The organism is Microbacterium sp. Se63.02b (assembly GCF_014171575.1).
GTDB lineage: Bacteria > Actinomycetota > Actinomycetes > Actinomycetales > Microbacteriaceae > Microbacterium.
Genome location: NZ_CP050453.1, coordinates 3,881,619 through 3,902,450, shown reverse-complemented (window position 1 = coordinate 3,902,450; position 20,832 = coordinate 3,881,619). Strand labels below are relative to the sequence as shown.

The window sequence follows — 20,832 nt, the reverse complement described above, 5'->3', positions numbered from 1 at the left end:
CATGGAGTCGGGCAAGGAGATCGTGGCCCTGACCGGCTTCGACGCGTCCTGGTGCCAGACGGCTCCGCGGTTCTGAGATGCCCGCGCCGGAAGCACTGCGTCGAGCGACCAGAGACGACGTCGGGGGCTCGGCCGTCGAGGTCGCTCCGTCGCTCCTCGGTGGAGAGCTGCGGACCGTCGTGGTCGAGCACGGACGGGCGGTCGAGGTGCGGGTGCGCATCACCGAGGTCGAGGCCTACCACGGACAGGGCACGGGGGACCGTGCCGATCCGGGGTCGCATGCGCGGATGGGGCGGACGGCGCGCAACGCCACGATGTGGGGGAGCCGGGGCATCTGTACGTGTACCTGAGCCACGGCATCCACTCCTGCATCAACGTCGCCTGCGGACCGGAGGGGCAGGGCGACGGTGTGCTGCTGCGGGCGGGCGAGATCGTGTCCGGTGTGGATGCGGCAGCGCGGCGCCGGAACGCGACCGCGCCGCTGAGCCGCGCGACGCTCCGAGACCTGGCCCGCGGTCCCGGTCGGCTCGGACAGGCGGTCGGACTCCGGCATCCGATCCACGACGGTATCGATGCGATCACGGCTCTCGAACGGCACGGAGCCACGGCCGAGCTGTGGCTGGGGTCCCGGCGCAGCGACGTGGCCACGGGCCCGCGGGTCGGTGTGGCCGGCATCGCAGGAACCGCGGCGTTCCCCTGGCGCTTCTGGATCGACGGCGACCCCACGGTCTCGTCGTTCCGATGGGGTCGCGGTGCCAAGGAGGCGGCGGCTCTCGGGGTGTCCGGCGCCGTGCTAGACTGACTCTTCGTCTGCGCACACTCCTGTGCGCAGTTCGCGTGCTTCCCCCTCAGTGACCGAGAGATCGGGCGTGGTGGGGTTGCGTGCAGACAAGGGATCTTGGGTGAGGCCGTCCGGTCTCACGGTATAGAAGGAGTCACATCATGGCAGCAGTGTGCCAGGTGACCGGAGCTGTTCCCGGCTTCGGACACAACGTCTCGCACTCGCACCGCCGGACGAAGCGTCGCTTCGACCCGAACGTGCAGAAGAAGACGTATTTCGTCCCGTCGCTCGGTCGTAAGATCACGCTCAACGTGTCCGCCAAGGGCATCAAGGTGATCGACGTCCGCGGCATCGAGAACGTCGTCAAGGACCTCCAGGCGAAGGGTGTGAAGCTCTAATGGCCAAGAAGGCTCAGGACGTCCGTCCGATCATCAAGCTGCGTTCGACGGCGGGTACGGGTTACACGTACGTGACCAAGAAGAACCGCCGCAACACCCCCGACCGCCTCGTGCTCAAGAAGTACGACCCGGTCATCCGTCAGCACGTCGAATTCCGAGAGGAGCGTTGATCCATGGCTAAGAAGAGCAAGATCGCGCGCAACGAGCAGCGCAAGGTCATCGTCGAGCGCTACGCCGAGCGTCGTGCCGAGCTGAAGAAGACCCTGATCGACCCGAACGCCACCGACGAGGCCCGCGAGGCCGCCCGCGTCGGCCTGCAGAAGCTGCCGCGCAACGCGTCGCCGGCTCGCGTGCGTTCGCGCGACGTCATCGACGGCCGCCCCGCGGTGTCCTCACGAAGTTCGGCATCTCGCGTGTCCGCTTCCGTGACATGGCGCACCGTGGCGAGCTGCCCGGCGTGACCAAGTCGAGCTGGTAAGTCGCAACTGAAAGGGCGAGGATCTTCGGATCCTCGCCCTTTCGCGTCTCCCGGCCCGGCGCGCCCTCTCCGGTTCCCGACGTCACGCGACGGATGTCGTGGTGTGTGCGACCGCCCAGGCGAGGGCGTCATCGGCGATCTCCTCCCACCCTTCCTGGCTGACCAGCCGGTGCGTGCGGCCGGGGTACTCCTTGTGGTCGACGGTCGCGGGACTCCCCGTCGAGCGGTACTTGCGCACGATCGCGCGGCCGATGGCCGGCGGCACGACATGGTCGATCTCGCCCGTGATGATGTAGAGCGGGGCGCGGTCGGCGCGGGCGTAGTCGACGTGCGTCACGCCGCCCTTCTCGTCGAACGCCGATGTCACGCCCTCGAAGAAGACCCGGTTGTAGGAGTTCACCGCGAACTCCTCCCAGAGGCGGTCGGACGCGGCGCGGCTGAGGTCGTTGCCGAACGTGAAGTGGAAGTGGCGCTTCGACAGCGGCTTGGCGCCGTTGCGGCCGAAGGGGTTCGAGAGGATCGGGGTGCCCGTCCACAGCGTCGACAGGGGAGGGTCGTGATTCCTGCCGTCTGGCCAGGGGCGACGCCCACGTAGGCGGCCCCGACGCCGCGGTCGGCGAGCATCTGGGTGATCACCCCGCCGAACGAGTGGCCCATGATGATCGGCTTCACCGGGAGGGCGCGGATGATGTGCTCGTAGTGGTCGACGATCTGCGTCAGGCCGATGCCCTTCAGGGCGGACGGGTCGCGGCGGATGTCCTCCACTGAGCGGTCGTCGATGCCGGGCCACCCGGGGACGATGACCTCGTGCCCCTCGGCGCGGTACCGCTCGGCCCAGGTGTTCCAGCTCGCGGGGGTCATCCAGAGCCCGTGGATGAGGACGATGGGGGTCTTGGTTGCCGTGTTCATGATCTTCTTCTCTCTGTTCGGCCTCCCGCTCCGGGAGTGCGTTACGCTGATAGTAGACCGAACGTTCTATCTACTGCAAGGTATTCCCCGAATCCCTGAAGTCGTCGATCGGATGTCGCGGTTCGGATGCCACGATGAGGGAGGACCATCATGAACACCACGACGAAGCACGCCTCGACGAAGCGCCCCAGCCCCGCCCGCGCCCGGCTGGTCGACGCCGCCACCCGCCTCTTCTACGAGGAGGGCATCCATACGGTCGGGGTCGACCGCGTGATCGAGGAGGCGGGCGTCACCAGGGCCACCCTGTACAAGCAGTTCGGCGGCAAGGAGAACCTCGTGCTCGCGTACCTCGGCGGCGAGGACGAGATGCTGCGCGCGATGTTCACCGCGGCGGGCGAGAGCGTCACCGACCCCGACGCCCTGCTCGACGCCGTGGTCCAGGGCATCGCCACCGACATCCATGAACGACACACGCGCGGGTGTCCCTTCATCAACGCGGCCGCCGAGTACCCCGACGCGGACGGCCCTGTGCGCCGACTCATCGACGAGCACCGGGAGTGGTTCCGCGGCACGCTGCAGTCCGTGGCCGAGGGCGCCGGGCTGACGGACCCCGTGGATGTCGCGGCCTCCCTGGTCCTTCTCAGAGACGCCGCACTGGTCGGCGGATATCTGGACGGCGACGACCGGGTGCGTCCGGCCTTCGCACGCACGGCGCAGTCGGTGATCGAGGCGCACCGGCCGCGTTGACCGCACCGGGGAGGAGATCCGCGTATCGGAGGAGGGATTCCGGGACAGGTCCCTCCGTTGTGCAGATACCCTCCGGAAGGCGGCTCCGGGTCAGGAAACCCCCTCGAAAACTGTGACTGGAGTGACGAAAGTGACGCGACACGCCAGGTAATTGCCCAAAACCCGCGAAATGACGCGGAAAACAGGGTGGTCGTTGATACATTCAAGGCGGTCGACAGACCAGGAGCATCCGCTCCGATACCCACAACGATGCGACGGTCCTTCGTCGCTGGAGGATGACATGGCTGACAAGTCCATCACCAAGACCGAGCTCGTCGCGAGCATCGCTTCCGCCACCGGCCAGAGCCAGGCCACCGTCTCCGGTGTCCTCGACTCGCTGTTCGCCACGGTCTCCGACGCTGTTGCCAAGGGCAGCAAGGTCTCCATCCCGGGCTGGATCTCCTTCGAGCAGGTCGACACGGCAGCTCGCACTGGTCGCAACCCGCAGACCGGCGCCGAGATCAAGATCCCGGCCGGCAAGCGCGTCAAGGTGACCGCTGGCTCCAAGCTCAAGGCTGCCGTCAAGTAATCAGGCCGCACCTTCCGAAGGCCGCCCCCGTTCTGCGGGGGCGGCCTTCGTGCGTTCTCACTCCGGGGCGCGCCTAGGCTGGAGGGGTGAGTTCCCGCAGCGAGTCGACGAGTCGGAGTTCGGCGTATCGAATCGCCGGGATCGTCATCCTCCTCGCCGCGGCCCTGGTGGCCCTCGTGCTGGCCCTCCTCGTCGGCGGTGGTGCCGAGCCGCCGCTCCTGCAGGACCCCGGAGCCTTCGTGCTCTGGGGCACGCCGGTGGCCAAGCTCGTGATGAACATCTCGGGTGCCGTGATGCTCGGCTCGCTCGTCCTCGCCCTGTTCGGCTTGCGCGCGGGCGACCGGTCGTTCGACGCGGCGCTGAACATCGCCTCGGTCGGCGCCGCGGTCTTCACGGTCTCCGCCGGCCTCGCCGGGTTCCTCGCCTTCATGGCGGCCTTCAACCCGAAGCTCAGCATCGAGCGCGAGTTCGGCACGCAGCTCGGCCGGTTCCTGCTCGAGCTGCCACTGGGTCAGTCCTGGCTCATCACCACCATCTTCGGCGCGATCATCACCGTGCTCGCGTTCGCGTGGCGCTCGTGGACCCCCACGCTCATCACGGCGCTGCTCGCGGCGGTCTCGTTCCTCCCGCTCGCCACACAGGGGCACGCCGGCGACCTCGACGGCCACAACATGGCGGTCAACTCGATCCTGCTGCACACGGTCGGAGCCGCGGTCTGGCTCGGCGGTCTGCTGCTCCTCGTGCTGCTGCGCGGGCGTGGCGACGTCGACGTCCCCGCCTCGTCGCGCGCTACTCGTCGCTCGCGATCGCGGCGTTCGCCGTGGTCGCCGTCTCGGGCGTCACTCGTTCGATCGTGGCCGTGGGCAGCTGGGATGCGCTGTGGACCACCCCGTACGGCTGGATCGTGCTCGCGAAGGTCGCACTGCTGAGCGGGATGGGGCTGCTCGGCGCGTGGTACCGTGCCCGCCTCATCCCGAAGCTCCACGGTGCGCGGGCCGCCGGGTGGTTCTGGCTCCTCGTGTTGTGCGAGGTCGCGCTGATGGGACTCGCCTCGGGTGCCGCCGCCGCGCTCGCCCGCACCCCTCCGCCCACCGGGGAGACCGCGGCGTTCTCGCAGACCCCCGCGCAGATCCTCACCGGCTCGGTGCTGCCGCCGGAGCTCACGCTCGAGCGCTGGTTCACCGCATGGGACATCGACGTGCTCTGGCTCGTGGCTGCCGGCTTCGGACTGTTCTTCTACCTCGCGGGTGTCCGGCGTCTCCGCCTGCGCGGCGACCGCTGGCCGATCCATCGCACGGTGTTCTGGGTGCTCGGGATGCTGATGCTCGTCTGGGTCACGGGCGGCCCGATCAACGCGTACCAGGAGTACCTGTTCAGCATCCACATGCTCGGGCACATGATGCTGTCGATGGCCATCCCGCTGCTGCTGGTCTCCGGAGCCCCGATCACTCTGGCCCTTCGTGCCATCCACAAGCGCGACGACGGCACCAGGGGCGGGCGCGAATGGATCATGTGGGCCGTGCACTCGCCGTTCGCGCGCGTCGTGACGCATCCGTTCGTCGCGGCGGCGATCTTCATCCTGTCGCTGTGGGCCTTCTACTTCACCGATCTCGTGCGGTGGTCGATGTTCGAGCACCTCGGGCACGAGTGGATGGTCATCCACTTCCTGCTCTCGGGATACCTGTTCGTGATGAGCCTGATCGGCGTCGACCCCGTCCCGTACCGGCTGCCCTACCCCGGGCGTCTGATCACCCTGATCGCCGTGATGGCCATGCATGCGTTCTTCGGCATCGCCATCATGATGCAAGAGGGTCTCATGGTCGCCGACTGGTTCGGAGCCATGGGCCGCGACTGGGGTGCGAGCCCCCTCGAAGACCAGTACGTGGGGGGTGGCATCGCCTGGTCGATCGGCGAGATCCCGACCCTCATCCTCGCGATCACGGTGGCGATCCAGTGGAGCCGCAGCGACACCAAGCTGCAGAAGCGCCGCGACCGGCACGCGGATCGCACCGGGGATGCCGAGCTCGAGGAGTACAACGCCGAGCTCGCCAGGCTCGCGGCGGACGATCAGCGTCGCGAGGAGCGCGGAGGCCGCTGAGGCGCCGACCTCGACCGGTCAGTCGACCGGGGGTTCGCTCGGCGAGCCGACCCTGATGGATGCCGAGCCGTCGGGGAGGATCACGATGCTGCCGTTGAGCTGGAACGGGACATCCTCCGACAGCGGTGAGATGGACCCGTCGAACAGCGACTTGATCTCCACGTCGACATGCGCCACGGCATCCGTCGTCGGGATCTGCCAGTGACCGCCGTCGGGGACGACCGTGACCTGCGGCTGACTCGCGATGGACCACTTCGGGGGTGCAGTGATGCGGTTCGTCACCCGCAGCCCGAACGGACACGCGGTCGGCTGGAGCACCTCCTGCGTGGTGCACTTCATGAGGAACTCCTGGACGCGCTGCTGCACGACCTCGACGAACTCCTCGGTCGGCGTCGTCTGCACGTCGAGCGGAGTGACGGCGAGGGGCGTATCGGCGAGCACGCCGTGGCCGGATGCGGTCGCGATCGGCGTCTCCACCGTCACGGAGTACAGCCCGGGCGTGAACACGAGCAGGGGCAGCGGGTCGAGGGGCTCGGCGTCGGCTCCGGCGGCGGACACCTGTCGGCGATCGACCTCGAACCCATTGACGGCGAACTGATCCGCACCGCGCACCGTCAGCTCCACGACGGCGAGCGGACTGGTGGTGAAGCGCCAGTTCGGTGTGACACCCGCCCATCCGTCCTGCTCGATCAGGAAGGTGCTGGTCCCGGCGTGGCCGCTGGCCTCATAGCTGACGGTCACGGCGGTACCGCCCTCGGCGGGCTTCTCGGATTCCACCTTCACGTCGGTGAGCGGCGCGAGCGCGGAACGGCGCAGCAGCGCCTCGGAGGCCGAAGGGGCGATGCCGGCCTTCTCGAGCGTCTCGCGGTCGATCGCCACGCCGGGCACGCGCAGGGCGTCGGCAGCCATCCCCGACGAGAGCAGGTCGAGGTACCGGACCACGAACGCGGACGGGCCGTAGAACTGCTGGTACAGCGTCGCGCCGCCCGCGCCGAGTGCCGCGACGAGCATCAGGCCGACGACGACGAGCAACGCCAGATCGACCCCCAGGCGTGCACGCCGAGGCGTGCGGGGGGCGCGCTCGTCCTGGCCCGCTCCATGGCGTCAGTCTAGAAGGCGGGTCCTGAGGGGACGCCGAGCGTCGGCGGTCCGCACCGGAGCCCTGGACGTAGCATGGGGGGCGCCCCGTTTCCGCCTGCTTCCCCTGTGAGTGCCGTGTCCCTTCCCGCCCTGTCCGAGGAGCAGCAAGAGCTGTTCCGGCTCATCGAGGACACCGGCGAGCACGTCTTCATCACCGGGCGCGCCGGGACGGGCAAGTCGACGCTGCTGCAGTACTTCGCCTGGAACACGAAGAAGCAGATCGCGATCTGCGCGCCGACCGGTGTCGCCGCCCTGAACGTCGAAGGTCAGACGATCCACTCGCTGTTCCGCCTGCCGATCGGCCTGATCGGCGACGCCGACATCGACCAGAACGATGCGACCCGCCGGATCCTGAACGCCATCGAGACGCTCGTGATCGACGAGATCTCGATGGTCAACGCCGACCTGATGGACGCGATCGACCGCTCGCTGCGACAGGCCAGGGGCGCCGCGGCGAGCCGTTCGGCGGCGTGCAGGTCGTCATGTTCGGCGACCCCTACCAGCTCGCACCGGTGCCGCCGCGGGGCGACGAGGCGCGGTACGTGCAGGACCACTACCGGTCGTTCTGGTTCTTCGATGCGAAGGTGTGGGCCGGCGGCTCCGGGCTCTCCGATCAGGAGGGCCTGTTCCAGGTCGACACCCGCGCAGAGCTGCACGTCAGGGAGCTGGTGCAGATCCACCGTCAGTCCGACGACGGGTTCAAGTCGATGCTCAACGCCGTCCGCTACGGGCGGGTGACCGCCGAGATCGCCGGGGTCCTGAACACCCAGGGCGCGCGAACGCCGCCGGAGCCGGAGCCGGGCGAGGTGCCGATGATCACCCTCGCCACGCGCAACGACATCGTGAACAGCATCAACAGCCGCCACCTCGCGGCCCTCCCGGGCAAGGAGCAGACGGCGCGGGCCGAGGTCAGCGGAGACTTCGGGCGCGGGGAGGCCGCGTTGCCCGCCGAGTCGGAGCTGAAGCTCAAGGTCGGCGCGCAGGTGATGTTCCTCCGCAACGACACGGCCATGTCCGGCGAGCCGCCCCGCTGGGTGAACGGCACCATCGGCACGGTGACGCGCATCCTCGGGGGAGCGGTGCGCGTGGACATCGACGGCGAGGAGGTCGACGTCGAGCCGGCCGTCTGGGAACGGTTCCGGTATGCCTACGACCAGAACACCAAGAAGCTCACCCGCGACGTCGTCGCCGAGTTCACCCAGTTCCCGCTGCGACTCGCGTGGGCGGTCACGATCCACAAGTCGCAGGGCAAGACGTACGAGCGGGCGATCATCGACCTCGGCTCCGGCGCGTTCGCGCCTGGGCAGACGTACGTGGCGCTGAGCAGGCTGACCTCGTTGGAGGGGCTCTATCTCTCGCGGGCGTTGCGGCCCCGCGACATCCGCGTGGATGAGGACGTGCGCCGGTTCATGCGCGATGCCTGGCTGGCGGCGTCGACTCCGGAACTCCCAGGGGCCTGAGCCTGCTCAGGCGGCCACACGTGCGCGGTCGAGGTCTTCGAAGAGCTCGGTGTTGAAGCGGTAGGCGAGGAGCACCTCGTCGATCACCCGCTCGCGTTCGGCGTCGTCCCACGGTGCGGCGTCGAGCTGCTCGCGGTAGACGTCTTTGAAAGCGGCGGGGTCGGCGATGTCGTCGAACAGGTAGAAGCCGATGCCGTTGGTCTCGAACCCGAAGCGCCGGGCCATGACCCGGCCGATGAAGATGCCTCCGGAGAGGTCGCCGAGGTAGCGGGTGTAGTGGTGGGCGACGAAGCCGCCGACCCAGGTGGCGCCGACCTGCTGGATGCGCTCGACGTACCGCTGCGTGCTCGGCAGGGGCACGATCTGCGCCCGCCAGTCCTGCCCGAGGAGGAACTCCAGGTCGGCCTCGAGGGCCGGCAGGCGGGTGAGCTTGTCGCTGATGAACACCGCGGCGACCGGGTCGTGGCGCATACGGTCGCCGGCGCTCTCGAGCGCTTCGTAGATGAAGTAGTGCTGGGCCACGAGCGAGATGTAGTCCTCGCGTGAGCCCTCGCCCTTCAGGAGGTCGGACATGAAGCCGGCGGTCTCGCTGCGGGAGTGCGATCCGGACGAGCGCTCGCGCAGGGCGGCGGAGAAGGAGAGGATCTCGGACATGCACTCAGTGTAAGGCTTGCCTTACCTCAGGTGGAAGCCCGGATGTCGTCAGGCGTGCGGTCGAGGTTCCACACCGAGGCGTGCGCAGGCCTCGTCGTAGAGCGCGACGACCTCGCGGCGGACGGCGGGGCGGTCGGCGATCGGGCCTCCAGGCCACGGGACGCGCAGCTCGGAGACCGCGCCATCGGCCGTGATCTCCCACACCCCGCCCTCGCCGTCGAAGCCGGTCATCGTGGAGTCCGTGATCTCGGCGGCGGACGGGCCGAAGGCCCGCGCGATGAGGAGATTGTCGTCGGTGTGGTCGCCGTTCATGTGGCGGAGGACAGCGGTGATCACGTCGGCGTCGAAGAGGTGGGGCACGTTTCACACCCTACGCGGACACGAGAGCCGGCCGACACGATGCCGTCTTTCAGGATCGGCGTTCTAGACTCGGGAGACACATCCTCGGGGGTTCCTTCATGCAGCTTCTCTCGTCGCGCCGTCGGCGCGCCGTAGCGGCCAGTGCGGCCGGTGCGGCGCTGTTCGCTCTCATCCTCACCGGATGCACCCCGACGACTCCTTCAGCTACACGCCACCCGCGCAGGTCGACGGTGCCCTGCCCGACGACACGGTCGCCGCGATGCAGGGGCCGTCGACAATGCGCTCGTCGCGTCCGGGGCCTCCGGTGCGATCGTCGGCGTCTGGGTGCCATGGAGCGGCAGCTGGGTCACGGCCTTCGGCACGCAGGGCCGCGACGGCGGCGAGGTGACCACCGACATGTCGTTCCGGATCGCGGATGTGACCCGTCTGATGACGTGCGACGTCCTCTACGCCCTCGCCGACGAGGGGACCGTCGAGCTCGACGCGAACGTCGCGGACTACGTCTCGGGCGTCGGCGGCATGCGAGAAGAGGGCATCACCCTCCTCGACCTGTGCAACGGGACCAGTGGCGCCGGCTCCTCCGAGTCGAGCGTGCGTCCCGCGTGGCTCAACACCCCTGACCGGGTGTGGGCGCCGCTGGAACTGGCGGGCTTCGGTCTCGCCCGCGAGCGTGTGGCTCCGCACACCACCTTCCGCGACTCGGATTCCGGATACCTCCTGCTCGGGCTCGCTCTCGAGCGCGCATCGGGTCTGAGCGCATCGGAGCTCATCGCGGAGTACGTCACGGATCCCCTCGAGCTCACCGGCACCTCGCTGCCCGGCCCTGCCGCTGCCGCGCCCGGCGACGACCCGATGAACGGGTACTACATGCCGGGCGTCGACGGCGGGTACGCCTGCGCGACGCCGACCGACATCACCACCCTGTCCTCCAGCACCGGATTCACGGATTCCGGTGTCGTCTCGACCATCGCCGACCTGGGCCGCTACGCCCAGGCGGAGGCGAAGCAGGCGCTGCGTACGGAGGACAAGCCGGACCGCTTCGGCGCACCCCTGCCGGCCGCCGACGGCGCGCCGTCGTGGTACCAGGCCACCGGGGGCGCCTACCTCGTGGGGTCGATGATCGGCCAGCACGGGTGGGTTCCCGGGTACGCGACCGCCGCGTACTCCGACCCTGCGACCGGATTCACGGTGGCCGTGGTGTTGAACGACTCGACCCTGGGCGCACAGTTCGCGCAGCAGCTCTCCTGGGAGCTCGCGGCGATCGCGTCCAAGGCCCCGGCTGCTTCCGGGCAGACGGTGCCGGAGTTCGGGCTGCCGTTCACGGCTGAGCAGTACCACAAGGCGATCACGGATGCCGCGGTCGTCTGCGTCGAGCCGGCCGCGGGATGACGACGCCCTGATCGGCGGTCGAAGCGGGAGGGCGACGATGGCCATCATCGACAACGCGATCTACGTCGACGGCGTGCGCACGGAGAATCCGCAGAGCCTCAGTGAGACGTTCGAGCGCATGCGGGAACGTGGCGGGATGAGCTGGATCGGCCTCTACCGGCCGAGCGAAGACGAGATCCGCGAGGTCGCGGACGAGTTCGGGATCCACGCCCTGGTCGTCGAGGATGCGCTGGCCGGACATCAGCGCGCCAAACTCGAGCGCTACGGCGATGTGCTGTTCATGGTGCTGCGTCCGGCCCGCTACCTCGACGACCTCGAGGAGGTGGAGTTCGGTGAGGTGCATGTGCTCGTCGGACCCGATTTCGTGGTGACCATCCGCCATGCGGAGTCTCCCGACCTCGCACGGGTGCGCCGACGCCTCGAGAACGATCCGGCGCTGCTCTCGCACGGACCCGAAGCCGTGCTCTACGCCATCCTCGACGAGGTCGTCGACGAGTACGCCCCCGTGCTCGCCGGTCTCGAGAACGACATCGACGAGATCGAGAGCCAGCTGTTCGAAGAGGACACCGATGCGACGCAGCGCATCTACGACCTGGGCAGGGAGGTCATCGACTTCCAACGGGCCACCCAACCGCTGGCGGCGATGCTGGAGGCACTGCTGCGCGGCTCGGACAAGTACCGCGTCGGCGAGGAACTGCAGCGGTACCTGCGTGATGTGCTGGACCACACCCTGCGCGTGAGCGACCGCGCCACCACGTTCCGCACCGTGCTCGACAACGCCCTCACGGTCGAGTCGACGATCGTCGCGCGGCGGCAGAACGAGGAGATGCGGCGGATGACGGAGCTCAGCATCCGCCAGAACGACGAGGTCAAGAAGATCTCGGGATGGGCGGCGATCCTGTTCGCCCCGACGCTGGTCGGCACGATCTACGGGATGAACTTCGATCACATGCCCGAGCTGCACTGGGTGCTCGGCTACCCCATGGCGATCGGCCTGATGGTCGCGCTGGGTTTCGGCCTGTACGCCGCCTTCAAGGGCAAGGGGTGGCTCTAGCGCGTACGACGGCGGGAAGCCGCTGCTTCCTGGCAGAGGAGCGTCTTGCCCGCGCGGGCACACAGACGCGACGATGAGCGTATGACCTCATCGACCGACACCGCTCTGCTCGTGATCGATGCACAGGAGTCCTTCCGCCGACGAGCCGACGACTGGGCGGAGACGGCGAACCCCGCGGTGCTCGACAACATCGCACTCCTCGTGGCGCACGCCCGTGGGGTGGGCGACCCGGTCGTGTGGATCACGCACTCCGAGCCGGGCAGCGGTGGAGTCTTCGACCCCGCGCAGGGGTTCGTGCGGGTGATCTCCGAGCTCGGTCCCCATGAGTCCGAAGCGGCGATCACCAAGACCACGATCAACGCCTTCGCCTCGACCGATCTGCACGAGCGGCTTCAGCGCGCGGGTGTCCGCCGCGTCGTGATCTGCGGCATCCGCACGGAGCAGTGCTGTGAGACGACCGCACGCGTCGCGGCCGATCTCGGCTACGAGGTGGAGTTCGTCACGGATGCCACCACGACCTCGGCCATCCCGGCGGACGGCGCTCTCGAGGCCGTCTCGGGCGGCGACATCATGCGTCGCACCGAGAGCATCCTCTCCGCCCGCGGATTCGCCACGATCGTCCGCACGCGCACACGGGTCGGCGCCGCAGCCGTGTGAGGGCTGCGGCGCGACGCGGGTGGCTCAGTCCTCGGAATCGGCGTCCTCGGGGTCGGCCTCGGGCATTCCCGGCCCGGGACCCGGCCGCACCGCCGCCTCCGGGGCGATGTCGATGCGCGTGTTGCCGTCGTGCTCGCTGACCTCGATGCGGGGGCCGCGTCGGCTTCGGTGGCGTCCGGGGCCGTGGTCAGCTGGTCGTGGCGGTTCTCCGCACTCGTGACCTCGTCGTCGGGTGTGTGTGCAGGCGTGGTGTTCATGAGGTTCCCTCCTGGTTGTCGACGGCGACGCCGCCGGGCCGGTTGTTGCGCTTCTCGGCGTGCTTCCTGCTCCAGCGGGCGACCACGTAGAGCACACCACCCACTGCGAGCAGGATCGCGCCGAAGAGCCAGACGATCGGACGCTGCTGCGTGAGCAGCAGGATGCAGGATGCGACGCCGAGCACGGGGACGAACGTCCACACCCGGAAGTGATCCTGTTCGACACGGTCGCGTCGCAGGACCAGGACCGATACGTTCACGCTGAGGAAGACGACCAAGAGCAGCAGCACGACCGTCTCGGCGAGTGTCGCCAGATCACCGACGAGGGTGAGTCCCATCGCGACGAGGGTCGTGGTGAGGATCGCCACCCACGGCGTCTTGCGCTTCGGCAGCACCCGCCCGAGCGCGGACGGCAGCAGGCCCTGCTCGGCCATGCCGTAGGTGAGCCTGCTGACCATGATCATCGTGAGCAGGGCGCCGTTCGCGACGGCGATGAGGGCGATCAGGCTGAAGAGCCAGGACGGGATGCTGACGCCCGTGGCCTCGACCACGGCGAGCAGGGGTCCGCTCGACTCCTGGAGCTCTGCGGGTGGCAGGGCGATCGAACTCGCCAGGCCGACCAGCACGTAGACGGCTCCCCGCCGTGAAGAGGGCTCCGAAGAGGGCGCGGGGATAGGTGCGCCGCGGGTCCTTGACCTCTTCGATCATGTTCGCCGACGTCTCGAAGCCGACGAAGGAGTAGTACGCGATGACCGCGCCAGAGAGGACCGCGACGGCGACGCTCGTCCCTTCCGGCGCCTGCGTCACACGCGACACGTCGCCACCGCCCCCGCCGACGAAGATCGCGACCACGGCGACGACGATCACGAGCCCGCTGAGCTCGATCGCCGTCATCACCAGGTTCGCGCCCATCGATTCGCGGATGCCGCGGGCGTTCAGAAGCGCGACGACCGCGAGGAACACGATCGCGACCGGGATGGTGGGCAGATCGACGAAGGTGCTCAGGTAGTCGCCCGAGAACGCGATCGCGAGACCCGCGGCGCTCGTGACGCCGGCGGCGAGCATGCTGAATCCCACCAGGAACGACACGAGAGGGCTGCGGAAGGCCCGCTCCGCGAAGACGGCGGCACCCCGGCGCGCGGATACTTCGTCACGAGCTCTGCGTAGGAACCCGCCGTGAGCAGTGCGAGCAGCAGCGCCAGCAGCAGCGGGGCCCACAGCATCCCGCCGACCTTCGCCGAGAGCACGCCCATGAGCGCGTAGATCCCGGCGCCGAGCACGTCGCCGAGGATGAAGGCGAAGAGGAGGGGGCCGGTGATGGCCCTGCGCAACCGGGTCGGTGTCTCGGCTCTGGGCGCGATCTCGGTCGTCATCCTTGCACGCTACGAGTGCGCCAGACGCCCCGCCACGGGGTTGACATCCACCGGCGCGGCCCTGCTCCTGCCGGCGATCGCCCGGGTTCAGCGGATTCACAGCGTTCCCGCGCGGCATCCTCTCGCGGATGCGAGCCCAGCGATATCCTCAGTGCCGCAACGGGGGGTGTGTCGACCGGGGTTCGCGGGGCGAACGGGTGACCTCCTCACTACGGAATCCCAGAGAAAAGGGCTCTCATGACTGGTACGGCACGCAAAGCGCTCGCAGAGGCGATCGCCACCTTCCTCTTCGTCCTCGCCATCATCGCGGCGGTGAACAGCGACAGCCCGCTGACGCCGCTCGCGATCGGCTTCACCCTGATGGTGCTCGTGTTCTCCACGGGGCACATCTCGGGTGCTCACCTCAACCCGGCCGTATCGGTCGGCGTGTTCCTGCGCGGCGGTCTCAGCGTCGCCGACTTCATCGCGTACCTCATCGCACAGTTCGTCGGTGGCGCGGTGGCTGCACTCGTCAGCATGACGGTCTGGCCGGTCGGCGAGGAGGCCATGGTCATCGAGGTCGGTCCGGCCTTCCTCGTCGAGGCGCTGTTCACGCTGATCCTCGTGTGGGTCGTGCTCAACACCGCGACGTCGAAGGACACCGCCGGCAACTCCTTCTACGGTCTCGCGATCGGTGCGACCGTGTTCGTCGGCGCGGCGACGGTCGGCTCGATCTCGGGCGGCGGGTTCAACCCGGCCGTGGCGCTGGGCCTCTCGGTCAGCGGCCACTTCGCCTGGAGCTCGCTGTGGCTCTACATCGTCGCTCCCGTCGTGGGTGCGGTGATCGCCGCGATCCTGTTCCGCGTGCTGAACACCGACGACGCCAAGAAGATCGCTGCGGCGGAGTAACTCCCGCTGCACGCACGAAGCGCCGCATCCTCCCCGGAGGGTGCGGCGCTTCTATGTTCCCCGGTGGTCATCGCTCAGTCGACCTGTGAGCTCTCGCGCTCCTCGATCGTGAAAGCGACGGCGTCCACCCGCGGCACCTCACCGCGCACCGACGCGACGGCTCGTCGGGCGATCTCATGCTTGTCGGGCGACACGGTCGTCAGCCGGGGCGTGGAGTAGCGTCCTTCTGTGATGTCGTCGAACCCGGCGACGGCGATGTCGGCGGGAACTCTGAGGCCGCCGTCGTGCAGCGCCCTGAGCACACCGATGGCGACTTCGTCGGTGACGCAGAACACGGCGTCGATGTCTTCCCTGCCGCGATCCGACGGACGAGCCCCATGCCGGCGTCGTAGCCGTCTCGGGTCGTGAAATCCTCTGCGTCGGCCTCGGCCACAGCGGGCAGCTCGGCCGCGCTCAAGGCGGAGAGGTAGCCCGTCCGGCGCAGCTCGTTGAACCGAGGCGCGGGGCCCGCGACCCCGACGTACGCGATCCTCTCGCGTCCTGAACGGATCAGGTGCTCCACCACCGCGGTGGTCGCGGCGACGTTGTCGATCGCGATCGAGGCGGTCTCGGTGCCGGCGAAGTGCTCTCCGATCAATGCCAGGCTGATACGTGCGCTGATGGTCTCGATGTCGGCGGGCGTGAGCTCGAGGGGGCTGGCGATCATCCCGTCCGGCTGGAGGGCGATGACGCGCTCGATCTCGGCCAACTCGCGCGATCGCGAGCCGTGGGTCTGGGCGACGACGGTACCCATCCCGTGGGCCGCGGCTTCTTCGACGATCAGGTTGCACAGCTCGCCGAAGTACCCGACGCCCACTTCCGGGATGATGAGCGCGACCACGTCGCTGCGGCCAGTGCGCAACTGACGGGCCGCGTGGTTGGGGACGTAGCCGAGTTCCTCGATCGCTCGCTGGACCCGTGCGCGCACGTCGTCGCTCACGTACGGGAATCCGGTGACGACGTTCGACACGGTTCGTCTCGCCACGCCCGCACGGCGGGCGACGTCCATCTGGGTGACCACGGCATCTCCTCTGACGCCGACAGTAGCAACTCGCGTGGCTCATGCCGAACCGGCTATCGTTGGCGGGTATTGCCACGTGGCAATACCCGCTGATCCTGCGAAGAGGAACGACGATGAAGTCATCTCCGGCCCCCTCGGGCCCCCCGCCGACGGGTGGTGTGGATCGACGCCTCGGAGGGCGTGTGTGGGCTGCCCTCCTGGTCATCGGGCTGGTAGGTCAGATCGCGTGGACCGTCGAGAACATGTACCTCAACGTGTTCGTGTACGAGCGGATCACTCAGGATCCGACGATCATCGCCCTCATGGTCTCTCTGAGTGCGATCGCCGCCACCGTCGCCACCCTCATCGTCGGTGCGTGGTCGGACAGGATGGGCAAGCGGCGGGCCTTCGTCGCCGTCGGATACGTGGTGTGGGGCGCCTGCACGGCGGCTTTCGGGTTGCTCTCCCCGGAGGAGGGCGTCGTCGCGGCTCCGTACGTGTTCGCCGCCGTCATCGGGATCGTGGCGCTCGACTGCCTCATGAGCATGATCGGATCCGGGGCGAACAACGCCGCTTTCGGCGCGTGGGTGACCGACGTGACCACTCCCCGCAGACGCGTGGCCGTGCCGACGCGGTGCTCGCGGCACTTCCCCTGATCGCGATGCTCCTCGTCTTCGGCGCGCTCGACGGGTTCAGCCGTGCGGGGAGTGGCGGGCGTTCTTCGGGATCGTGGGCGTCGTGACGGCGATCTCCGGGATGATCGCCTGGGCGCTGATGCGCGATGCGGGGCAGCTGGGCGGCGCAGCAGGCACTGCCTCGCTGAGCACCCGGCTCCTCCTCGGATTCCGTCCTTCGACCGTCCGGGCGAACGCCCCGCTGTACCTGTCGCTCGGGATGCTGGCGGTCATCGGAACAGCGGCCCAGGTGTTCCTGCCCTACGTGATCATCTACCTCCAGTACGGGCTGCAGGTCGAGTCGTACGCACTCATCCTCGGTGTCTCGCTCGTCGCGGCAGCGGCGATCAGCGTGCTCGGCGGCATCCTGATGGACCGGATCGGGAAGAGCCGGCTGCTGCTGCCGGCGACGATGCTCTTCGCGGGCGGGCTCGTCCTGATGTTCTTCGCGAAGGACACGGTGTCCGTGATCATCGCTGCTGCTCTGGCACTGGGTGGCATGATGCTGGCGACCGCGTCCGTCTCGGCGACGGCGCGTGACGAGACCCCGGACGGACAGGCGGGAATGGTCCAGGGGCTCCGGATGGTGATGGGCACCATGATCCCGATGGTCGTCGGGCCGTTCATCGGAGCCTGGGCGATCGTCAGCGCGGGGAGCACCTACGTCGACCTCGGCGTCGCGCGCCCGGTACCCGGTCCCACGATGTTCGTCGCGGCCGCCGCCGTGCTCCTCGTGCTCCCGCTGCTGGCGACCTGGCGCGCCCGACTCGAGAGGCGATCCCGATGACGGAAGCCGTTCCGTTGAGCGAGTATCCGCGTCCCCAGCTGCGGCGCGACGGTCATACCGTGCTCAACGGATGGTGGGACTGCGCCTTCACCCCGGCCGGGGTGGCACCCGACGAGTGGGATCAGCGCATCCTCGTGCCGTTCTCCCCGGAGACCGTCCGGTCCGGGGTCGGACGCCAGCTGCAACCCCACGAGGCCCTCTGGTACCGTCGCCGCTTCACGCACACGGCACACGACGGGCATCGTACGATACTCCATTTCGGTGCTGTCGACCAGTCGTGCCGCGTGCTCGTCGACGGTGTCGAGGTCGCCGCTCATGTCGGGGGCTACCTGCCGTTCGCGATCGATGTCACCCAAGTGTTGCGTGAGGGAACCGCGCACGAGATCGTCGTCGAGGTGCGCGACCTGAGCGAGACCTCGCATCACGCGACCGGGAAGCAGCGGCTGCGTCGTGGCGGCATCTGGTACACCGCCCAGTCGGGCATCTGGCAGACGGTCTGGATGGAGCAGGTGCCGCAGGTGCACGTGGTCGGCCTCCGGTTGCGGACGCCCGATGTGCGGACCGGGATGTCGACGGCCATCGTCGAGGTCTCCGTCGAATCCTCCGACGGCTCAGCCGCACCGTCGTCGGTCACCGTGCGCGCGGGGAGTCGGATCATCGCCGCTGTCGACGCGACATCGGGTTCGACGGTGAGAATCCCGATCGATCAGCCGCGGCTGTGGACGCCCGAGGACCCCTTCCTCTACGACATCGATGTGGTCCTGGGCTCCGACCGGGTCGCGAGCTATGTCGGAGTGCGCAGCGTCGATGTCGCTCCCGACCCGAAGGGCATGCCGAGACTCCGGCTGAACGGCGACCCCTACCCCCACATCGGGGTGCTCGATCAGGGGTACTGGGAGGATTCGCTGTACACGGCACCGGACGACGACGCCCTCGTGCGTGACATCGTGTCGATGAAGGAGCTGGGCTTCACGATGCTCCGCAAGCACATCAAGGTCGAGTCCTTGCGCTGGTACCACCACTGCGATCGGCTCGGGATGCTGGTGTGGCAGGACGCGGTGAACGGAGGGGCGGCCTATCGGCCCTGGGTCATCACGACCCCGGTCGTCTCGCCCCGCATCCGCCTCACGGACCGGTGGCATCGGATCTTCGGCCGCGCCGATGGTGCAGGTCGTCGGCAGTTCCTGCACGAGCTCGACGAGATGGTTGCCCTGCTCCGCAACTCTCCCTCGGTCGTGACGTGGGTGCCGTTCAACGAGGGCTGGGGGCAGTTCGATGCGGCGCGCGTGGTGGAGCGTCTGCGTCGCGGCGACCCTGACCGCGTGATCGATCATGCCAGCGGATGGCATGACCAGCGCGCGGGAGATCTGCGGAGCCTGCATGTGTACTTCCAGCCGATCCGTCCCGCCCGGTGGTGGGGACGTGACGGCCGCGCACTCGTCGTGTCGGAGTTCGGCGGATACAGTCTGAGGCTCCCGGGGCATCGCTACCCGCAGCGGGAATTCGGTTACCGGCGCACCCGCTCCCGCGAGGAGTTCACGCGCGCGTACGAGGAACTGCACAGACGCGAGGTGCTCCCGGCGATCGAGCAAGGCCTCTCGGCGACCGTCTACACGCAGCTCGCGGACGTCGAGGACGAGTCGAACGGGCTGCTGACGGCTGATCGCACCGCGCTGAAGCCGGACGGCGACACGGTGCGCGCTCTCAACGCGGAGTTCCGTGCGACTTTCGCCGCGGCGACTCGAGAACCGGTCCGCCGATCATGACCGGAGGCGGTAGGTCATCGTTCGATCAGCAGCGCCGTGCCCTGGCCCACGCCGACACACAGGGTCGCTGCGCCGCGGAAGTGATCCGCCTCCATCATGCGCGAGAGCAGCGTGACCACGATCCGGGCACCCGACGAACCGAGCGGATGCCCGAGGGCGATCGCACCGCCCCACTCGTTCACGAGAGACGGATCGAGCCCGAGCTGATCGATGCAGGCGAGAGCCTGAGATGCGAACGCCTCGTTCACCTCCACGGCTGCGAGGGAGTCGGTGCTCCATCCGGCTCTGTCGAGCGCCTTCCTCGTCGCCTCGACCGGACCCATGCCCATGATCTCGGGGTGGACCCCGGATGCGGCATGCGTGACGATCCGAGCCAGCGGCGTCAGTCCGTGGGCGCGGACGGCGGCCTCGCTCGCGAGCAGGAGGGCGGACGCGCCGTCGTTGAGGAGCTGGCGTTGCCGGCGGTGACGACGTGGCCGCCGGTGACCACGGGACGCAGCCGGGCGAGCGCCGCCGCACTCGTGTCGGCGCGGGGGCCCTCATCGCTCTTGACGAGTCCGTCGGGGTCGGGACCGGGACGATCTCGCCCGAGAAGAGGCCGCTCGCCGTCGCGGAGAGCGCGCGGCGATGGCTCTCGAGCGCGAAGGCATCGGCACGTTCCTGTCGATGCCGAATCGTTCGGCGACGAGTTCGGCGGTCTCCGGCATGCTGAGCGTGACCCCGTCCTGCGAGGCGAAGCGAGGGTTCACGAATCGCCAGCCGATGGACGTGTCGAATTGGGTTCCCGGCCCGGCGAACGCGCGCTGCGGTCTCGCCTGCACCCACGGGGCGCGCGACATCGACTCGACGCCTCCCGCGATCATCACCTCCGCTGCGCCCGACGAGATCAGAGCGTGCGCCGTGGTGATCGCCGTCATTCCCGAGGCGCAGAGTCGATTGACCGTGAAAGCGGGAAGCGACACCGGCAGCGCGGCGAGCAGCACCGCCATCCGCGCCACGTTGCGGTTGTCCTCTCCGGCCTGGTTCGCTGCGCCGAGGACGACCTCGTCGATGGCGTCAGGGTCGATACCGGAACGCTCGACCACGGCCCGGACCGCGAGGGCCGCGAGATCGTCCGGTCGCACGGCCGAGAGGCTGCCTCCGAAGCGGCCGACGGGTGTTCGTACGCCCGCGACGATATAGACAGCGGTCATCGTGCGCCTCCGTTCACGTACAGGGTCTGGCCGGAGACGTACGCGGCGTCGTCGCTCGCGAGGAAAGCGATCACGGCCGCGACATCCTCCGGACTCCCGACGCGCCTCAGGGGCGTCTGCGCGGCGGCGCGCTCCTGATGTGCGGCGGCATCCGGTCCCGAC

At 68.7% G+C, this 20,832-nt stretch carries 20 protein-coding genes and 5 pseudogenes; 16 read left to right on the top strand and 9 right to left on the bottom strand.

Going from position 1 to position 20,832, the window contains the following annotated elements:
• Positions 1 to 77 precede the first annotated feature (77 nt).
• The 4 genes and pseudogenes from G4G29_RS19475 (at position 78) to rpsN (ending at position 1,657) form a co-directional block, all read left to right on the top strand.
• Positions 78 to 802 (top strand): annotated as a pseudogene (locus G4G29_RS19475) (DNA-3-methyladenine glycosylase).
• Positions 803 to 942: 140 nt separating this feature from the next.
• Complete coding sequence (rpmB, locus tag G4G29_RS19470) at positions 943 to 1,179, top strand: 50S ribosomal protein L28 (protein WP_017203559.1); 237 nt, start codon at positions 943 to 945, stop codon at positions 1,177 to 1,179.
• Positions 1,179 to 1,349, top strand: a complete 171-nt coding sequence (gene rpmG, locus G4G29_RS19465; protein WP_017203558.1) for a 50S ribosomal protein L33 — start codon at positions 1,179 to 1,181, stop codon at positions 1,347 to 1,349. The genes rpmB and rpmG overlap by 1 nt, the downstream gene beginning before the upstream one ends.
• Before the next feature lie 3 nt (positions 1,350 to 1,352).
• Positions 1,353 to 1,657 (top strand): annotated as a pseudogene (gene rpsN / locus G4G29_RS19460) (30S ribosomal protein S14).
• 82 nt (positions 1,658 to 1,739) lie between these two features.
• Here rpsN and G4G29_RS23100 read toward each other — a convergent pair.
• Together G4G29_RS23100 and G4G29_RS23095 are read right to left on the bottom strand one after the other, a co-directional pair.
• Positions 1,740 to 2,057: a hypothetical protein gene (locus tag G4G29_RS23100; protein WP_244632224.1), complete on the bottom strand. Its 318-nt coding sequence runs from the start codon at positions 2,055 to 2,057 to the stop codon at positions 1,740 to 1,742.
• On the bottom strand, positions 2,054 to 2,566 hold the full coding sequence (locus tag G4G29_RS23095; protein WP_244632223.1) for an alpha/beta hydrolase: 513 nt from the start codon (positions 2,564 to 2,566) through the stop codon (positions 2,054 to 2,056). The genes G4G29_RS23100 and G4G29_RS23095 overlap by 4 nt, the downstream gene beginning before the upstream one ends.
• Positions 2,567 to 2,716: 150 nt before the next feature.
• Between G4G29_RS23095 and G4G29_RS19450 the strand changes: the two genes are divergently transcribed.
• From G4G29_RS19450 to G4G29_RS24320, 4 genes are all read left to right on the top strand, one after another.
• Positions 2,717 to 3,313, top strand: coding sequence for a TetR/AcrR family transcriptional regulator (locus G4G29_RS19450; RefSeq protein ID WP_183151264.1), 597 nt, complete (start codon positions 2,717 to 2,719; stop codon positions 3,311 to 3,313).
• Positions 3,314 to 3,593: 280 nt separating this feature from the next.
• Positions 3,594 to 3,881, top strand: a complete 288-nt coding sequence (locus G4G29_RS19445) for an HU family DNA-binding protein (RefSeq protein WP_017203554.1) — start codon at positions 3,594 to 3,596, stop codon at positions 3,879 to 3,881.
• Between the two features lie 86 nt (positions 3,882 to 3,967).
• On the top strand, positions 3,968 to 4,810 hold the full coding sequence (locus G4G29_RS24325; protein ID WP_345941122.1) for a hypothetical protein: 843 nt from the start codon (positions 3,968 to 3,970) through the stop codon (positions 4,808 to 4,810).
• Positions 4,702 to 5,979: a bifunctional copper resistance protein CopD/cytochrome c oxidase assembly protein gene (locus tag G4G29_RS24320; RefSeq protein WP_345941120.1), complete on the top strand. Its 1,278-nt coding sequence runs from the start codon at positions 4,702 to 4,704 to the stop codon at positions 5,977 to 5,979. The genes G4G29_RS24325 and G4G29_RS24320 overlap by 109 nt, the downstream gene beginning before the upstream one ends.
• Positions 5,980 to 5,997: 18 nt before the next feature.
• On the opposite strand, the gene G4G29_RS19435 is transcribed toward G4G29_RS24320, so the two are convergent.
• Positions 5,998 to 7,011, bottom strand: coding sequence for a hypothetical protein (locus tag G4G29_RS19435; protein WP_244632222.1), 1,014 nt, complete (start codon positions 7,009 to 7,011; stop codon positions 5,998 to 6,000).
• Between the two features lie 183 nt (positions 7,012 to 7,194).
• Here G4G29_RS19435 and G4G29_RS23710 point away from each other — a divergent pair.
• Positions 7,195 to 8,579, top strand: a pseudogene (locus tag G4G29_RS23710) (AAA family ATPase).
• Positions 8,580 to 8,585: 6 nt separating this feature from the next.
• On the opposite strand, the gene G4G29_RS19425 reads toward G4G29_RS23710, so the two are convergent.
• Both G4G29_RS19425 and G4G29_RS19420 read right to left on the bottom strand, forming a co-directional pair.
• Entirely contained in the window at positions 8,586 to 9,233 is a 648-nt protein-coding gene (locus G4G29_RS19425; protein ID WP_183151263.1) for a biliverdin-producing heme oxygenase, read from the bottom strand.
• Positions 9,234 to 9,281: 48 nt separating this feature from the next.
• A complete protein-coding gene (locus G4G29_RS19420; protein ID WP_183151262.1) occupies positions 9,282 to 9,593 on the bottom strand; it encodes a DUF2470 domain-containing protein in 312 nt (103 codons plus the stop codon).
• A gap of 324 nt (positions 9,594 to 9,917) precedes the next feature.
• Here G4G29_RS19420 and G4G29_RS19415 point away from each other — a divergent pair, with 324 nt between their 5' ends.
• The 3 genes from G4G29_RS19415 to G4G29_RS19405 all read left to right on the top strand — a co-directional run bounded on the left by G4G29_RS19415 (position 9,918) and on the right by G4G29_RS19405 (position 12,693).
• Positions 9,918 to 10,982 carry a serine hydrolase domain-containing protein gene (locus G4G29_RS19415; RefSeq protein WP_244632220.1) on the top strand — a complete coding sequence of 355 codons (1,065 nt, stop codon included), beginning with the start codon at positions 9,918 to 9,920 and terminating at the stop codon, positions 10,980 to 10,982.
• A gap of 37 nt (positions 10,983 to 11,019) precedes the next feature.
• On the top strand, positions 11,020 to 12,036 hold the full coding sequence (gene corA, locus G4G29_RS19410) for a magnesium/cobalt transporter CorA (protein ID WP_183151261.1): 1,017 nt from the start codon (positions 11,020 to 11,022) through the stop codon (positions 12,034 to 12,036).
• A gap of 81 nt (positions 12,037 to 12,117) precedes the next feature.
• Entirely contained in the window at positions 12,118 to 12,693 is a 576-nt protein-coding gene (locus G4G29_RS19405; RefSeq protein WP_183151260.1) for an isochorismatase family protein, read from the top strand.
• Between the two features lie 253 nt (positions 12,694 to 12,946).
• Here the strand turns inward: G4G29_RS19405 and G4G29_RS19400 are convergent.
• A pseudogene (locus G4G29_RS19400) lies at positions 12,947 to 14,323 on the bottom strand (APC family permease).
• 237 nt (positions 14,324 to 14,560) lie between these two features.
• On the opposite strand from G4G29_RS19400, the gene G4G29_RS19395 reads away from it, so the two are divergent.
• Complete coding sequence (locus G4G29_RS19395; RefSeq protein ID WP_183151259.1) at positions 14,561 to 15,211, top strand: aquaporin; 651 nt, start codon at positions 14,561 to 14,563, stop codon at positions 15,209 to 15,211.
• A gap of 199 nt (positions 15,212 to 15,410) precedes the next feature.
• Here G4G29_RS19395 and G4G29_RS19390 read toward each other — a convergent pair whose 3' ends face one another.
• Complete coding sequence (locus G4G29_RS19390; protein ID WP_183151258.1) at positions 15,411 to 16,271, bottom strand: LacI family DNA-binding transcriptional regulator; 861 nt, start codon at positions 16,269 to 16,271, stop codon at positions 15,411 to 15,413.
• Positions 16,272 to 16,384: 113 nt separating this feature from the next.
• Between G4G29_RS19390 and G4G29_RS20820 the strand changes: the two genes are divergently transcribed.
• The 3 genes from G4G29_RS20820 to G4G29_RS19380 all read left to right on the top strand — a co-directional run bounded on the left by G4G29_RS20820 (position 16,385) and on the right by G4G29_RS19380 (position 19,477).
• Positions 16,385 to 16,906, top strand: a complete 522-nt coding sequence (locus G4G29_RS20820) for an MFS transporter (protein WP_202045402.1) — start codon at positions 16,385 to 16,387, stop codon at positions 16,904 to 16,906.
• An 82-nt stretch (positions 16,907 to 16,988) separates the two neighbouring features.
• Entirely contained in the window at positions 16,989 to 17,711 is a 723-nt protein-coding gene (locus tag G4G29_RS20815; protein ID WP_210274210.1) for an MFS transporter, read from the top strand.
• Positions 17,708 to 19,477: a sugar-binding domain-containing protein gene (locus G4G29_RS19380; RefSeq protein ID WP_183151257.1), complete on the top strand. Its 1,770-nt coding sequence runs from the start codon at positions 17,708 to 17,710 to the stop codon at positions 19,475 to 19,477. The genes G4G29_RS20815 and G4G29_RS19380 overlap by 4 nt, the downstream gene beginning before the upstream one ends.
• 14 nt (positions 19,478 to 19,491) lie before the next feature.
• On the opposite strand, the pseudogene G4G29_RS19375 reads toward G4G29_RS19380, so the two are convergent.
• Positions 19,492 to 20,670 (bottom strand): annotated as a pseudogene (locus G4G29_RS19375) (thiolase family protein).
• Positions 20,667 to 20,780 (bottom strand): SDR family oxidoreductase, encoded by a 114-nt coding sequence (locus tag G4G29_RS24315; RefSeq protein WP_258567239.1) that lies wholly within the window; start codon positions 20,778 to 20,780, stop codon positions 20,667 to 20,669. The pseudogene G4G29_RS19375 and the gene G4G29_RS24315 overlap by 4 nt, the downstream one beginning before the upstream one ends.
• Positions 20,781 to 20,832: the final 52 nt, after the last annotated feature.

Excerpts from the sequence above, each read along its gene's own strand:
- rpmB (WP_017203559.1), top strand. The coding sequence starts at position 943 with ATGGCAGCAGTGTGCCAGGTGACCGGAGCTGTTCCCGGCTTCGGACAC.
- rpmG (WP_017203558.1), top strand. The coding sequence starts at position 1,179 with ATGGCCAAGAAGGCTCAGGACGTCCGTCCGATCATCAAGCTGCGTTCG.
- G4G29_RS23095 (WP_244632223.1), bottom strand. The coding sequence starts at position 2,566 with ATGAACACGGCAACCAAGACCCCCATCGTCCTCATCCACGGGCTCTGG.
- G4G29_RS19450 (WP_183151264.1), top strand. The coding sequence starts at position 2,717 with ATGAACACCACGACGAAGCACGCCTCGACGAAGCGCCCCAGCCCCGCC.
- G4G29_RS19445 (WP_017203554.1), top strand. The coding sequence starts at position 3,594 with ATGGCTGACAAGTCCATCACCAAGACCGAGCTCGTCGCGAGCATCGCT.
- G4G29_RS19425 (WP_183151263.1), bottom strand. The coding sequence starts at position 9,233 with ATGTCCGAGATCCTCTCCTTCTCCGCCGCCCTGCGCGAGCGCTCGTCC.
- corA (WP_183151261.1), top strand. The coding sequence starts at position 11,020 with ATGGCCATCATCGACAACGCGATCTACGTCGACGGCGTGCGCACGGAG.
- G4G29_RS19405 (WP_183151260.1), top strand. The coding sequence starts at position 12,118 with ATGACCTCATCGACCGACACCGCTCTGCTCGTGATCGATGCACAGGAG.
- G4G29_RS19395 (WP_183151259.1), top strand. The coding sequence starts at position 14,561 with ATGACTGGTACGGCACGCAAAGCGCTCGCAGAGGCGATCGCCACCTTC.
- G4G29_RS20820 (WP_202045402.1), top strand. The coding sequence starts at position 16,385 with ATGAAGTCATCTCCGGCCCCCTCGGGCCCCCCGCCGACGGGTGGTGTG.
- G4G29_RS19380 (WP_183151257.1), top strand. The coding sequence starts at position 17,708 with ATGACGGAAGCCGTTCCGTTGAGCGAGTATCCGCGTCCCCAGCTGCGG.